The 13,121-nt window shown below is 60.7% G+C and carries 11 protein-coding genes; 6 read left to right on the top strand and 5 right to left on the bottom strand.

Going from position 1 to position 13,121, the window contains the following annotated elements; translation table 11 throughout:
* Window positions 1–913 precede the first annotated feature (913 nt).
* Together EN993_RS21240 and EN993_RS21245 are read left to right on the top strand one after the other, a co-directional pair.
* Window positions 914–2,620, top strand: a complete 1,707-nt coding sequence (locus EN993_RS21240) for a BTAD domain-containing putative transcriptional regulator (protein ID WP_164757740.1) — start codon at window positions 914–916, stop codon at window positions 2,618–2,620.
* Between the two features lie 400 nt (window positions 2,621–3,020).
* Window positions 3,021–4,196 carry a YcaO-like family protein gene (locus EN993_RS21245; RefSeq protein ID WP_126069636.1) on the top strand — a complete coding sequence of 392 codons (1,176 nt, stop codon included), beginning with the start codon at window positions 3,021–3,023 and terminating at the stop codon, window positions 4,194–4,196.
* Window positions 4,197–4,408: 212 nt separating this feature from the next.
* On the opposite strand, the gene EN993_RS21250 is transcribed toward EN993_RS21245, so the two are convergent.
* From EN993_RS21250 to EN993_RS21265, 4 genes are all read right to left on the bottom strand, one after another.
* Complete coding sequence (locus tag EN993_RS21250; RefSeq protein ID WP_127264733.1) at window positions 4,409–5,236, bottom strand: AraC family transcriptional regulator; 828 nt, start codon at window positions 5,234–5,236, stop codon at window positions 4,409–4,411.
* 179 nt (window positions 5,237–5,415) lie between these two features.
* Entirely contained in the window at window positions 5,416–6,183 is a 768-nt protein-coding gene (locus EN993_RS21255) for an SDR family oxidoreductase (protein ID WP_127264734.1), read from the bottom strand.
* A gap of 13 nt (window positions 6,184–6,196) precedes the next feature.
* Window positions 6,197–7,195 (bottom strand): ABC transporter permease, encoded by a 999-nt coding sequence (locus EN993_RS21260; RefSeq protein WP_127264735.1) that lies wholly within the window; start codon window positions 7,193–7,195, stop codon window positions 6,197–6,199.
* 41 nt (window positions 7,196–7,236) lie between these two features.
* A complete protein-coding gene (locus tag EN993_RS21265; RefSeq protein ID WP_109661049.1) occupies window positions 7,237–7,977 on the bottom strand; it encodes an ATP-binding cassette domain-containing protein in 741 nt (246 codons plus the stop codon).
* Between the two features lie 468 nt (window positions 7,978–8,445).
* Here EN993_RS21265 and EN993_RS21270 point away from each other — a divergent pair, with 468 nt between their 5' ends.
* Together EN993_RS21270 and EN993_RS21275 are read left to right on the top strand one after the other, a co-directional pair.
* Entirely contained in the window at window positions 8,446–9,435 is a 990-nt protein-coding gene (locus EN993_RS21270; protein ID WP_127264736.1) for a sugar-binding protein, read from the top strand.
* Between the two features lie 181 nt (window positions 9,436–9,616).
* Complete coding sequence (locus tag EN993_RS21275) at window positions 9,617–10,399, top strand: FadR/GntR family transcriptional regulator (protein WP_127264737.1); 783 nt, start codon at window positions 9,617–9,619, stop codon at window positions 10,397–10,399.
* 18 nt (window positions 10,400–10,417) lie between these two features.
* Here EN993_RS21275 and EN993_RS21280 read toward each other — a convergent pair whose 3' ends face one another.
* Window positions 10,418–11,356 (bottom strand): NAD(P)-dependent oxidoreductase, encoded by a 939-nt coding sequence (locus EN993_RS21280; RefSeq protein WP_127264738.1) that lies wholly within the window; start codon window positions 11,354–11,356, stop codon window positions 10,418–10,420.
* Between the two features lie 119 nt (window positions 11,357–11,475).
* Between EN993_RS21280 and EN993_RS21285 the strand changes: the two genes are divergently transcribed.
* Together EN993_RS21285 and EN993_RS21290 are read left to right on the top strand one after the other, a co-directional pair.
* The gene (locus EN993_RS21285) at window positions 11,476–12,372 is read left to right on the top strand and encodes an NAD(P)-dependent oxidoreductase (RefSeq protein WP_126069630.1); all 897 of its coding nucleotides are present in this window, start codon (window positions 11,476–11,478) and stop codon (window positions 12,370–12,372) included.
* A gap of 103 nt (window positions 12,373–12,475) precedes the next feature.
* Window positions 12,476–13,121: FadR/GntR family transcriptional regulator (locus tag EN993_RS21290; protein WP_164757741.1), on the top strand; the 646-nt coding region annotated here is incomplete at its 3' end.

Genomic DNA, 13,121 nt, shown 5'->3' on the forward strand with positions numbered 1-13,121 from the left:
CACCTGGCTAGAAAGGGGCGGTGCTATAGACCGCCCCTTTCTGGACCTCAGTTCCGGCAGTTGGGACTGACAGGGTCATACAGTCGTGGGCTCACCCCGAGACACTTGGACGTCGACTCGGCGCCGGCGTTCCCGATGGTCCCTGCCTGGACAGGGTCCACCATGGCTTTAGCGACGAATGAAGTCGCCGGGTCACCCCAGGTATCGAAGTCGCCATTGTCGGCACGTAGACTGTGAACGCCGACGAAGGGGGCGGTATTCGAGTAGGCGGCTTCGCTCACGATCGAGTTCGCCAAAAGGCCGAACACTACAAGTGAAACCGTACGAGTGGTGCGAGTATTCTGGTTAGAAGCAAAGTACAACATGTCAACCTCCTTTTATTAGTTATTGGTCTCTCGTGATTGAGAGACTGCATGGAGGTTACGAACGGGTCCGGAGCCTTCCGTGAAAAAAAGAAGCCCCGATCGTGAAAACTCGAAACCGGAAATTCTGATTTGACGGGCGGTAGCTGTCGGAAAAGGACTGGAGACCCAAGACGTGATACATGATATTGAGCTAAATTACACGATGTGAGGCGTCGTGACCTATGGTCGGAGCAACTGAACCAGACACGCGGCCGTACCTAAAGTTGCTGGGCAGAGTTGCCTTGCACGATTGCGACGGGCGCGACCTGACTCCGAAATCCCGAAGGTCTGTCTGCTTACTCGCTTTTCTGGCGCTGCAGCGCGATGGGCAAGCCACGCGAGAGAAAATCTGCGGATTGCTATGGAGTGGCAGAGGTGACGAACAAGCGCGCGACTCGCTTCGCCAAACCTTGGCCGACCTCAGACGCACATTAGGAGCAAGAGCCAAACAGCTCCTTCGAGCCACAAGAGACACGATTGGAATCGAGCTGGGAGAACTCCGCGTCGATGTGCGGATAGTCGAACAGATGTTGGCCCAAGGGAACCCCGAAGCAATCCTCTTTGCGGCGGACCATTGGGATGGTGGACTCTTGGAGGGCCTGCTTTCTCCGGACCCCGAATTCGACGCCTGGCTGAGCATCGAGCGGACGTACATAACAGAAATTTTCGTGCGTTCGGCTGACGTGGCTCTTGCGGTCGCCGTTCGAACGGGATGCGAGCCGGACCTTCACAAACTGGCGGAGTATCTCATTCGAATTGAGCCAACAAACGAGGCTGCCCACTCGGCTTTGATTGGATGGGCGCTAGACAAAGGCAATGCATCCGCAGCACTTCGACGCTATGAGGCATGCCGCGAGGCATTTAGACGTGATCTTGATTCCGAGCCCCCATTGGCTTTACGGCGGCTCGCCGAAGCCGCGCAGAATCCCCAGCGCGAAGCTTTGAGCCGACAGGCGTCAGGCCGGTCATTGACTTGCCGGCGGCTGCCTTCCGTAGCGTTGATTGCCAGGCCACCAGTAGGGCCGCCGGAGTTTACCAACGGGCTCGCTGGTTTCCTGTTTGAGGAGTTGGTGGGTGCATTGGGACGATCGCACAGTCTTGCGTTGTTGCTCCCAACGCACCCCGACGAACGCCTCGATGCGACTTACACGCTCACAATGAATATGTGGGTCGAGGAAAGGCGGCTGCAGGCTTCTTTCAGATTGAGCAGGAACATCGATCGGACGCATCTCCTTTCGGAGCGAATGGACAATGAAAACCTGGGCATTGTTGCAGAGTCGCTGGCCGATTTGGATCGGATTGTCAGTCACGTTGAATACGCAATCGCCACCGACCATCGTCAGGCAGGAAAGGAGCTAGATGACGCTTACAGCATATGGTTGGACGCCGACCGATTGACTGAAAGCTTTCGTTCGCACGATCTCGCCGGCGCTGTCTCCATGTTGCATCGAGCCGCCGCCTTGGATCCCGGATTTTCTCGTCCTATCGCAGCGCTCGCTTCCATTCAACTTTGTCAGCCAATGGCAAACCCTAGCAGCGAGGTCACCTCACTTTCGTTCAGCGGAGCACTCGCATTGGCCAAGAATGCTGTGGCGATTGACCCGTGGGATGCCAGGAACCGTGGCGTTCTAGGGTGGGCTTATTACCGCATGGGGCTTTACACCCAGGGAGAAAAGGAATTCAGGCGCGCCGTCGAGCTTGACCCCTATGACCCCGCCGTTTTGATATCCGCTTCCGAGGGGCTCGCTTGCTATGGTGACGGCAATGCGGCTGTTACGTATGCAGAGAGGGCGTTTCACCTTCACCCTGCGACGCCAGATTTTTTCCACTTCTTCGGACTTCAAGCATTTGCCATGGCCGGAGCCTATGAACGAGCCCTCGATCATGGCTCAGCCCTCTGGTCATTCGGACTGGCCGAGCCGCTGGCATGGAATGCGTTCGCGTTGACCAAGAGTGCCCGCCACGACGAAGCTCATACATCCACGATTGCATTCCTGAAAATAGTTGAAACACGTTGGGAAGGCGCATGCTTTAGCCCGGTCGCAGCGATGCAGTGGTTGGACCAGATCACTCTCGTCTCTGATCGGCATAGACGCGAGGAATTTCTGACTTGCTTGGCCAAACTCATTTCAGAAATCACCGGATGTCCGCTTCAGAGACTTCTACCTACACCCCATAATCGTCACGAAACCCAACTCCTGAAGATATATATCTAGAGTCCCTTTGTGCTCATTTACCACTGGTATCACGATGTTTACCGTAGACGCATCGTCACGAACTATATTGATCTGCAATCGAGCCAATTGCGACGGATCTACACCGGCATCCTCCAAGGCTGCTTTAGGGTCCGCGACAAAATCATCATATGCAGCTTGATTGGTGGCCGCACTGTATATCAGTTTTCCTACCTTTAGACACGCGCACGGGTCTGTTGCAAAAGTGAGCGAGCCGCCGTCGTCCTCACTGCCTCTCTTCACGGTAGGAATGGTCCGAAGCCGCATCTCATACCTCCCTGGTAAGCTTTCAAGCTTCCGTAAGTCCAGAATGAATGGCTCAGAGTAATTTAGGGGACTCTAACACGTAAGGCTGTCGGCACAAAGAGGGCGTACTGAACCGGTGAACGGAAATTTCGATTTACTTCATCTGACCCATACCGATGCTCCTGCGGAGTTCATCGTCGCTGCACGGGAGTCCGCTGGCAAAGCCGAGATACTCGGCTCCGGACGGGGTCTGACGCGCGAGAATGCGCTGGCATCTTGTCTCGGCGAAATGGCGGAGCGAGCGGCGGCGTCTAAAATCGACGCTCTCCAGATTATTGAGGCGCGTGCAATCGATCTGCCAGGACGTTCTATCGCGCCCAACCAATTTTGGCAGTTTTCGGACATTCAGCTCCGAGATGGTCCCAATCCAGGTGAATTGATTTCACCGCGCGCATGGTCGGTCGTCAAGGAACATATCTCCAACTGCACCAGCTGGTGCTTGGCGAAGCCAAATCGCGCTGGCCCAGACGTATTCGTGCCAATCGTCAACGTCGTGCTCGGTGAGGGACCGACAGATAGCAATGGTCTTGCCGCCGGCATTGACCGCTCCGCTGCCCAGGTCACCGCGCTGCTGGAACTTGTGGAACGAGATGCCGTCGCTATCTGGTGGTACGGGCGCATAAGACGTCCTCCGGTGTCGCTCGGAACGCTTGATGAACCGGCCCATTCGGATCTGCGGCATTGGCTAGAGCGGCGGCAACGACGCACCTGGCTCCTGGATCTTACGAACGACCTCGGCGTGCCAGTCATCGCCGCCATTTCGGCCGATCAGAACGGCTCTAATATCGCCTATGGTTTCGCAGCGCATTTGTCGGTCCGGCAAGCCAGTCAGGCGGCCGTCTTGGAGATGTTGCAGAGCGAGCTATCGCTTATCCTCGCCGAGAAGAGGGCGTTGCAGTCCGGTAGGCCGGAAGGCCCAGCCGGACGGTTCCTGTCTTGGTCGCGCTCCGCGTCGGTTACACGCATGGCCCACCTCTTGCCCGATCTCGACGCAACTGCCATTCCTTCTACCAACTCGCCAGCTGCGGATCTGAGCGATGTGGTTGCGAAAAAGACCGGGGTACCAGTAGTATTTGTGGACCTTGATCTGCCGGACGATACATTCAAGGTTGTTCGTGCATTATCACCTTGCCTTCGGTCATGGCGGCCCAGATTTCGAAGAGGTCGACTTCAGTCTGTACCTCGGACTCTTGGTTGGGCGCGTGAGGCATTCGACGAGACCTCTTTTGATGGTAACGTCATTCTAATCTAGATCCAGGGATTGCAATATCGGCTGATGCTGAAGCCTGTCGGCTCCGCCAGCTAACAAGCGAGAGACAGCGCTGTCATCGCAACATTTGCGCGCTGCGGTAATTCAATGCCCGCTTGGGTGGTCGGCAATTCGGCCGAGCGCAAACGAGCGTCCGCTTCCGGGTCGATGCTCGACGGTCCTGATGGCTATCCCGCACGCGGCGGGCAGTTGGTTCAGGCGATCGCCCGCGCGGCCTCGCGGTAGAGCGTCGGCGGCACGCCGACATGGTCGCGGAAGAAGCGCGAGAAATTGCCCTGCGTGGTGAAGCCGAGATTGCAGGCGACCGAGATCAACGGCTCCTGCGACCATTGCAGCTGCCGCACCGCTTCCTCCATGCGCAGCGTGTTCCAGTAGACGTTGGGCGTCAGATTGGTCTGTTCCTTGAACAGCGCGAAGAAATGCGGCCGCGACAGGCCGACGCTGCGCGCCACGTCGTCGAAGCAGATGCGCTCGCAGACATTGGCCTTCATCAGCTGGATCGCCTTGCGGACGCGGAAATCCTGCATGGTGTTGATGCGGACACGCGCCTCCTGCGGCGCCGAGGCGTCGGCGGCATCGAGCACGCTATCGATGAAACGCTCGATCTCGTAATTGGCGATATCGTCGATGCTCTCATTGTCGCTGAGATGGTCGAGCAGATTGGCGGCGGCCTGGTGCAACCAGGGCTCGAGCGTGATCGCGGCTTGTGAGAACAGCGGCGCGGACGAAGGCAGGTCGCGGCGGCGCCGCGCCCAGTCCGGATCGATGTAGAAGGCGAGGAAGAGGCCGGGTGTGCCATCTCGCGACAGAATATGGCTGTGCGGCTGGAAGGAGTTGATGCCGGCGGCGGTGCGCGGTCCAAGCGGTACCGTTTCGCGGCCAATGGTCATCTCCCCGGCCGTGCCTTCCAGCCAGATGATCAGATGCGCCTCGACATGGGCATGGGTGACGAAGTCGCTTGCGACATTCAGGACAGAAACATGTCCGAACCGGCCCCAGTAGAGCCTGATCGCTTCCGTCATGGGTATTCCTCCCGCAGACGACTGGCCTCCCTTCGCCTGCAGCGGGATTGTGCGGCTGAGTTTGGGGTCGCGTCAAGACTCGGGGGTGCGGCGGGGGCGAATGACGGCCGATGCCTGTGGATTTTCAGACTGAGCGATAGGCACTGGAACGAATAACGGTTGGGGAGGACGCCAGCCCCTCAAACCGAAGCCGTCATGCCGCCATCGACATACAGCGTATGGCCGTTGACGAAGGAGGATGCATTTGACGCCAGAAACACGGCGGCGCCGATCAGCTCGTCGACATTACCCCAGCGCCCGGCTGGCGTGCGCTTTTCCAGCCAGCCGGAAAATTCCGGATTGTCGACCAGCGCCTGGTTCATCTCGGTGCGGAAGTAGCCGGGCGCGATCGCGTTGATCTGCAGGCCGTATCTGGCCCAGTCGGCGCACATGCCCCTTGTCAGGTTGCGGATCGCGCCCTTGGTTGCGGTGTAGGGTGCGATGTTCGGCCTTGCCAGTTCGCTCTGCACCGAGCCGATGTTGATGATCTTGCCCTTGCCGCGCGGGATCATGTTGCGGGCGACGGCCTTGCCGGCATGGAAGGCGCCCGAAACGTTGGTCTTGAACAGCCGCTCCCATTGCTCCTCGGGAAAATCCTCGAGCGGAGCGCGGAACTGGACACCGGCATTGTTCACGAGGATGTCGATGGCGCCGATCTCGGCCTCGATGCGTGCAACGTCCGCATTGACCGCTTCAAAATCGGTGACGTCGAACACCGAGGCATGTGCCTTGAAGCCGGCATCGCGTAGTTTGTCGACCGCACTGTCGATTCTGGCGGCATCGCGGCCGTTGAGCACCACGCCGGCGCCGTGTTCGGCGAGACCGCGAGCCAGGGCGAAACCTATGCCTTGGCCAGAACCGGTAATCAGCGCAAGCCGCCCATCAAGGCTGAACAGGGAGTTTGTCACGGACTGTCCCGGCCTACTCGCTGCGGCGGAAATTGCGGATGCGGTCGAACAGCACCGCCAGCAGGATGGCGCCGCCGATGAACACGCCTTGCCAGAAGGCATTGATGCCGAGCAGGCCAAGGCTGTTGCGGATCACCTCGATCAGGGCCGCGCCGACGATGGCGCCGAAGGCAGTACCGACGCCGCCGGCCAGATTGGCGCCGCCAATGACGGTGGCGGCGATCACCTGCAGCTCCATGCCGGTGCCGAGATTGGTGGTGACGGCGCCCAGCCAGCCGGTCTGGACGATGCCGGCAATACCTGCCGACAGCGCCGGGATCATATAGACGGCAACCTTGATCTGGCGCACCGGAACGCCGGTCAGCGTCGCCGCATGCTCGTTGCCGCCGATGGCGAAGATATGCCGGCCGAACTTGGTCCAGCGCAGGATGAAGCCGGTGATCAGCGCCAGAAGGATCATGTAAAGCACCGGATTGGCGATGCCGAACACCCAGGCGCCGCCGCCCAATGCCAGCAGCTTGGCGTGATCCGGTCCGAACTGGAAGACGACGGTGTTGTTGGAGGCGACCATGGCCAGGCTGCGGGCGATCGACAGCATGCCGAGCGTCACCACGAAGGGTGGAAAGCCGAGATAGGCGATCAGGATGCCGTTGAAGGCGCCGATAGCAAGCGCCGTGGCGATCGAAGCCAGGATGCCGACCTCGATCGAATAGCCGGCATGCATGGTGACGGCCAGGATCATCGACGACAGGCACAGCACCGAGCCGACCGACAGGTCGATGCCGCCGGTGATGATGACGAAGGTCATGCCGAGCGCAATGATGGCGACGAAGGTGATATTGCGGGTGATGTTATAGAGGTTCTTCGACGTGGCGAAGGCGTCGGTGGCAAACGACAGGAACACGCAGGCCAGGATGACGGCGATCACCACCCAGAAGGTCTGGCTGGCAAACAGCCGCGCGGCCAAGGATTGCTGCTTGTGTTCGATCGGCTGGTCAATTGTCAGTGCCATCGTCGACCTTCATCTGCTGTGCGTGGTGGAATTCGCTGAAATCAAACCTGTTCGATGGCGCCGGTGATCAGCCCGGTGACTTCCTCGGGCGAACTCGACGCAATTGTCTTGTCGGCAACCTTGCGGCCGCGCCGCATGACGATGACGCGGTCGGCGACGGTGAAGACGTCTGGCATGCGGTGGCTGATCAGCACCACTGATATGCCCTGGTCGCGCAAATGGCGGATCAGGTTCAGCACCTCGGCGACTTGGCGCACCGAGATTGCCGCCGTCGGTTCGTCCATCAGCACGATCTTGGCCTGCGACAGCATGGTGCGGGCAATTGCCACCGCCTGACGCTGGCCGCCCGACATCTGCTTGACGAGGTCGCGCGGACGCGTCTCGGACTTCAATTCGGCGAAGAGCTGGCCGGCGCGCTTGTACATCGCCGCATAATCGAGGATGCGGAACGGGCCGACGCCGCGCCGCAATTCGCGGCCAAGATAGACATTGGCGGCGGCGGTCAGATTGTTGCAGAGCGCAAGGTCCTGGTGGACGATCTCGATGCCGTGCTGGCGGGCTTCCGCCGGCTTGTGCAGGATCAGCTCCTTGCCGTCCATGTGCATGGTGCCATGGCTCGGGCGGAAATTGCCGGCGATCATCTTGACCAGTGTCGACTTGCCGGCGCCGTTGTCGCCCATCAGGCCGACGACCTGTCCGGGCTCGATCGACAGCGAAACGTCGTTGACCGCCTGGATGGCGCCGAAATGCCTCGAGATGTTGGTGAGTTCGAGAACCGCCACCAGCCTTTGCCTCCCCGTGCCTTGCGGCCTGCTGCTGTTCCCGGCGTGAATGCCGGCGCTGCTTTGGCCCGCTCTCCCCAGCTCCTCCCGGAAACAGCGTTAGCGTTGTTTTACGCAAAAGCCGGCGCGCGTCAATCAATTGTCGGACGAATTGAAGTCCGGGTTATTTTAAAAATCCGTTTTGTAGGACAAATAGCATTGACGTTGGCGGCGAGCCGATATTAGCTAAGCGTCGGAGGAGATTATGCCGATCCCTGCTGGCGGTTCGCCTGACGGAATCAGCGGAGGTTTATCGGTCGAGGTTCCGGCTGTACCCATGTGTTCGAGCCGGTCTGAAGCCGCATCTGGAAATGCTTATCGATCTGGCCTGGCGACACGAGCGCTCGCGAAACGAACGTCTGTCATCACGCATCCGGTCGATCTGTGTGGCGGGCACGCCGTGTCCGTCTGTTTCAAGGGAGGACTGACATGAGGAAAACACTTTTGCTCGCCGCCGTCGCCGCCATGGCGTTGGGTGCCGGGCCGGCTTTGGCCAAGAAACAGCTCGTCATCGTCGTGAAAGGTCTCGACAATCCGTTCTTCGAAGCCATCCACCAGGGCTGCGAGAAATGGAACAAGGAAAATGCCAGCTCGGAATATGAATGCTTCTACACCGGTCCGGCGTCGACCTCGGACGAGGCTGGCGAGGCGCAGATCGTCCAGGACATGCTGAGCAAGGCCGACACGGTGGCGATGGCGATTTCGCCATCCAACGCGCCGCTGATCGCACAGACGATCAAGACCGCCAATCCGACGATCCCGATCATGACCGTCGATGCCGACCTCAGCAAGGAAGATGCCGCACTTCGCAAGACCTATCTCGGCACCGACAACTATCTGATGGGCAAGAAGATCGGTGAGTACATCAAGAAGGGCAAGCCGAAGGGCGGCACGATCTGCACGATCGAGGGCAATCCTGCGGCCGACAACATCCTGCGCCGCGCGCAGGGTATGCGTGACGCACTGTCGGGCAAGGACGGCCTTGCCGCGCTTGCCGGTGAAGGTGGCTGGACCGAAGTTGCCGGCTGCCCGGTGTTCACCAATGATGACGGCGCCAAGGGCGTGCAGGCGATGACCGATATCCTCGCCGCCAACCCCAAGCTCGATGCCTTCGGCATCATGGGCGGCTGGCCGCTGTTTGGCGCACCGCAGCCCTATCGCGATCTGTTCGGGCCGCTCAAGGACCGGATCGCCAGCAACGACTTCGTCATCGGCGCCGCCGACACGATCGGCGACGAAGTGGCGATCGCCCGTGACGGCCTTGTGACTGCTCTGGTCGGTCAGCGGCCGTTCGAAATGGGCTACAAGGCACCGTCAGTGATGATCGACCTGGTCGAAGGCAAGGCCGTCGCCGATCCGGTGTTCACCGGCCTCGACGAATGCACCAAGGACACGGTCGACACCTGCATCCAGAAGTAGGGTCTCGATTTCGGGGCGCCCGGTGACGGGCGCCCCGTCAATTCCTCAACGGACGCAATAGGTTGGGGCAACCGGCTCCGGCTTTGGTGCGCCCATGATCTGGATTTTCGGCAACGAGATCGGCGTGCCGCGTAGGTTCGGACCAGTCCGGACGACAGACGGCCGACCTATTGGAACGTGGATGCCGGACGAGAAGTCAAAGAAGCGTGCCGCCCGGGCCAAGGCACAAGCCAGCGCCCGTCCGGCCATCATGCGCAAGGCCGGTGCCGCGCACTTTGCGGGAGCCAGCGTCCATGTCTCGCTGGCCGGCGAGATTGGTCTGCGGATCGTGCGTGGCGACTATCCACCCGGCACCATCCTGCCCAACGAAGCCAAATGGGCCGAGATCTTCAATGTCAGCCGTTCAGCCGTGCGTGAAGCCATCAAGATGCTGATGGCCAAAAGCCTGTTGGCATCGCGGCCCAAGATCGGCAGCTGGGTCGAGCCGAAGGAGCGCTGGAACCTGCTCGATCGCGACGTGCTGGCCTGGTATGCGACCGCGCCCGACCGCGAGGCGTTCCTGCGCACCGTGCAGGAGTTTCGCCACATCATCGAGCCGGAAGCGTCGGCCTTTGCCGCCATGCGGCGCAGTGACGAGCAGATGGCGGAGATCAGCCAGGCCTGCCGCGAAATGGGCGAGGCCCTGAGCCTGCAGGAGCGTATCCGCGCCGACACGCGTTTTCACCTCGCCATCCTGCGTGCTTCGGGCAACGACCTGCTGGTGCCGCTCGGCGTGCTGATCGAATCGGCGCTCGACCATCTCTTCGCGTTCACGACGCAGCAGGTCGGCGATCAGCGTCAGGCGCAGAAGCTGCATGAAGCGATCGAGAAGAACATCCGCCTGCAGCGTCCAGCCGCCGCGCGCAACGCCGTGCACAAGCTTTTGGCCGACACCGATGAGGGGATTGGGCGAGGGCGGCGGTGATCGGCGCCTGCGCTTTACTCAAATCGTCTGCTTCTTGCCATCCTTCATCGGCATCAGGTCGACGCCGTTCACCTCAGCGATATGCGTCGCCAGCATCGGCACGAACTGCTCGGCCGGACCGGTGGCATGGGCGCCGGCGAAGGAGTTCTTGGTGGCATTGCCGAGCGGGTTGGCGATGCCGGCGGCACCCGCCATCGATTCCAGATAGGTCAGGTCCTTGAAGGCGTTGGCAATGGTGAATTTGTGGGCGTCGCGGTCGCCTTCCAGCGTCCAGCGCATGAAAGTCTGGTAGAAGCCGCAATCCATGCGGCCGTTGCGGATGACGCTGTCGAAGCGCGGCGGCGAGATGCCGACCTTCTCAGCCAATGCCAGTGCCTCGGAATAGATCGCAGCGTAGCCGAGCGAGATGAAGTTGTTGAGCAGTTTCATGCGGTGGCCGTCGCCGGTGTCGCCGATATGCACGATGCGGCCGGCCCAGGTTTCGATCACTGGTTTCACCCTGGCAAAGAGGGCGTCCGGCGCGCCGACCATGGCGTCAAGCGTGCCTTCCCAGGCTTCCTTCGGCGTGCGGCTCAGCGGCGCGTCGACAAAATCGATGCCGAGCGCCTTGAGTTCCGCTGCCAGAGCCACCGTCGAGACCGGATCGGAGGTCGAGCAGTCGACGACGACCGAGCCCTTTTTCAAGCCCTCCTTGAGGCCGCCGGGGCCGCGAATGATGGCTTCGACCTCGCGCGAACCAGTGACGCAGATGAAGACGATTGTCGATGCCGCCGCCACATCGCGCGAGGTCGATGCTTCCCTCGCACCTCGACCGAGCAGGTCCTCCGCTGGCTTGCGGTTCTTGCGGCCGAGGAAGGTCAGGCTGTAGCCCTTGTCGACGATGTTCTTGGCGATCCCGTGCCCCATCAGGCCAAGGCCGATGAAGCCGATCTTTTCGCTCGCGACAGTCGTGTTCATGTCTTCAAGTCCTGTTGCAATGATTGATGTCAAGCGCTGCCGTTTTGCAGGCGAGGGTGGTTGCGGATTGCGATATTGTCTGACAATACACATAAATCCCAGAGGTTGTGGAGAGCAAAATGACGAAGCGGATCATGTTCACCGGCGGCAGCGGCAAGGCGGGACGCCATGTCGTGCAGTATCTGGTGGAGCAAGGCTGCCAGGTGCTCAACATCGACACCAGGCCGCTCGACAATCCCAAGGTGCGGACGCTGATCACCGACATCACCGATAGCGGGCAGGTGTTCAACGCGCTGTCGAGCTACATGGGCCTGCATGAATTCGACCCGTCACTGCGCCCGCAGCCGGTCGATGCGGTGGTGCATTTCGCCGCCATTCCGCGCATCATGATCACCACCGACAATGAGGTGTTCCGCATCAATGCGCTCGGCACCTACAATGTCATCGAGGCGGCGGTGAAGCTCGGCATCCGCAAGGTTATCATCGCCTCCAGCGAGACCACCTATGGGCTTGTGTTTGCCAACGAGCCGCGTGATCCCAAATATTTCCCGCTCGACGAGGAGTATGATGTCGATCCGATGGACAGCTATGCGCTGTCCAAGATCGTCAACGAGAAGACGGCACGCGCCTTTGCGCAGCGCAACGGCACCGACATCTATGCCCTGCGCATCGGCAACGTCATCGAGCCGCATGAATATTCGCTGTTTCCGAAATGGTTCGCCGATCCGGGGTTCCGCAAGCGCATCGCCTGGAGCTATGTCGACGCGCGCGACCTCGGCCAGATCACGCTGCGCGCCATCGAGAAGGACGGGCTCGGCTATCAGGTGTTCAATGCCGCCAATGACGACACATCGTCCGACCTGCCGACTGCTGAGTTGCTGAAGCGGTTCTACCCCGGCGTGCCGGTCAAGGCCGAGCTTGGCGAATACGAGACGCTGCTCTCCAACCGCAAGGCGCGCGACGTGCTGGGTTTCCGCCCGGAGCATAGCTGGCGCAAATACGTCAAGCAGGCCTGATCCGCGGGAGCAATAGGGGCTGATCTGTGCACAGCGGCCGGCTTTGCGGCGCAAGCCGCTTGCCGCGCTTGACAGTCTCGTCAATCCGGACTTTCTGGAACCTATGCGGGACGCGAAGCCGAACAAGGAAAAATCGCCAGCGAAAGCGGCCTCCGCCGACCGCCCGGCCGGTGTTCGCCGACCCGACGCGGCGCGCATTCCAGGCTCGAGCGTCCATGCCTCTCTGGCCAGCGAGATTGGCCTCAGGATCGTGCGCGGCGACTATCCGCCCGGCACCATCCTGCCCAATGAAGCGAAATGGTCGGAGACCTTCAGCGTCAGCCGCTCGGCGGTGCGCGAAGCGATCAAGATGCTGATGGCCAAGAGCCTTTTGGCGTCACGTCCCAAGATCGGCAGCTGGGTCGAGCCGAAGGAACGCTGGAACCTGCTCGATCGCGATGTGCTGGCCTGGTACGCGACGTCGCCGGACCGCGAGGTGTTCCTGAAGACCGTGCAGGAGTTCCGCCACATCATCGAGCCGGAAGCGACCGCCTTTGCCGCCATGCGGCGCACCGACGAGCAAATGGCCGAGATCAGCCAGGCCTGTCGCGAGATGGGCGCGGCGACCAGCCTGCAGGAGCGCACCCGCGCCGACACGCGCTTTCACCTCGCCATCCTGCGCGCTTCGGGCAACGACCTTCTGGTGCCGCTCGGCGTGCTGATCGAATCCGCCTTCGATCATCTCTTTGCCTATACGACGCGGGAAATCG

The sequence above is a fragment of the Mesorhizobium sp. M7D.F.Ca.US.004.01.2.1 genome (genome assembly GCF_003997785.1).
GTDB lineage: Bacteria > Pseudomonadota > Alphaproteobacteria > Rhizobiales > Rhizobiaceae > Mesorhizobium > Mesorhizobium loti.

Coding starts and splice junctions, on each gene's coding strand:
- EN993_RS21275 (WP_127264737.1), top strand. CDS start 9,617: ATGCCGGACGAGAAGTCAAAGAAGCGTGCCGCCCGGGCCAAGGCACAA.
- EN993_RS21280 (WP_127264738.1), bottom strand. CDS start 11,356: ATGAACACGACTGTCGCGAGCGAAAAGATCGGCTTCATCGGCCTTGGC.
- EN993_RS21285 (WP_126069630.1), top strand. CDS start 11,476: ATGACGAAGCGGATCATGTTCACCGGCGGCAGCGGCAAGGCGGGACGC.
- EN993_RS21270 (WP_127264736.1), top strand. CDS start 8,446: ATGAGGAAAACACTTTTGCTCGCCGCCGTCGCCGCCATGGCGTTGGGT.
- EN993_RS21250 (WP_127264733.1), bottom strand. CDS start 5,236: ATGACGGAAGCGATCAGGCTCTACTGGGGCCGGTTCGGACATGTTTCT.
- EN993_RS21260 (WP_127264735.1), bottom strand. CDS start 7,195: ATGGCACTGACAATTGACCAGCCGATCGAACACAAGCAGCAATCCTTG.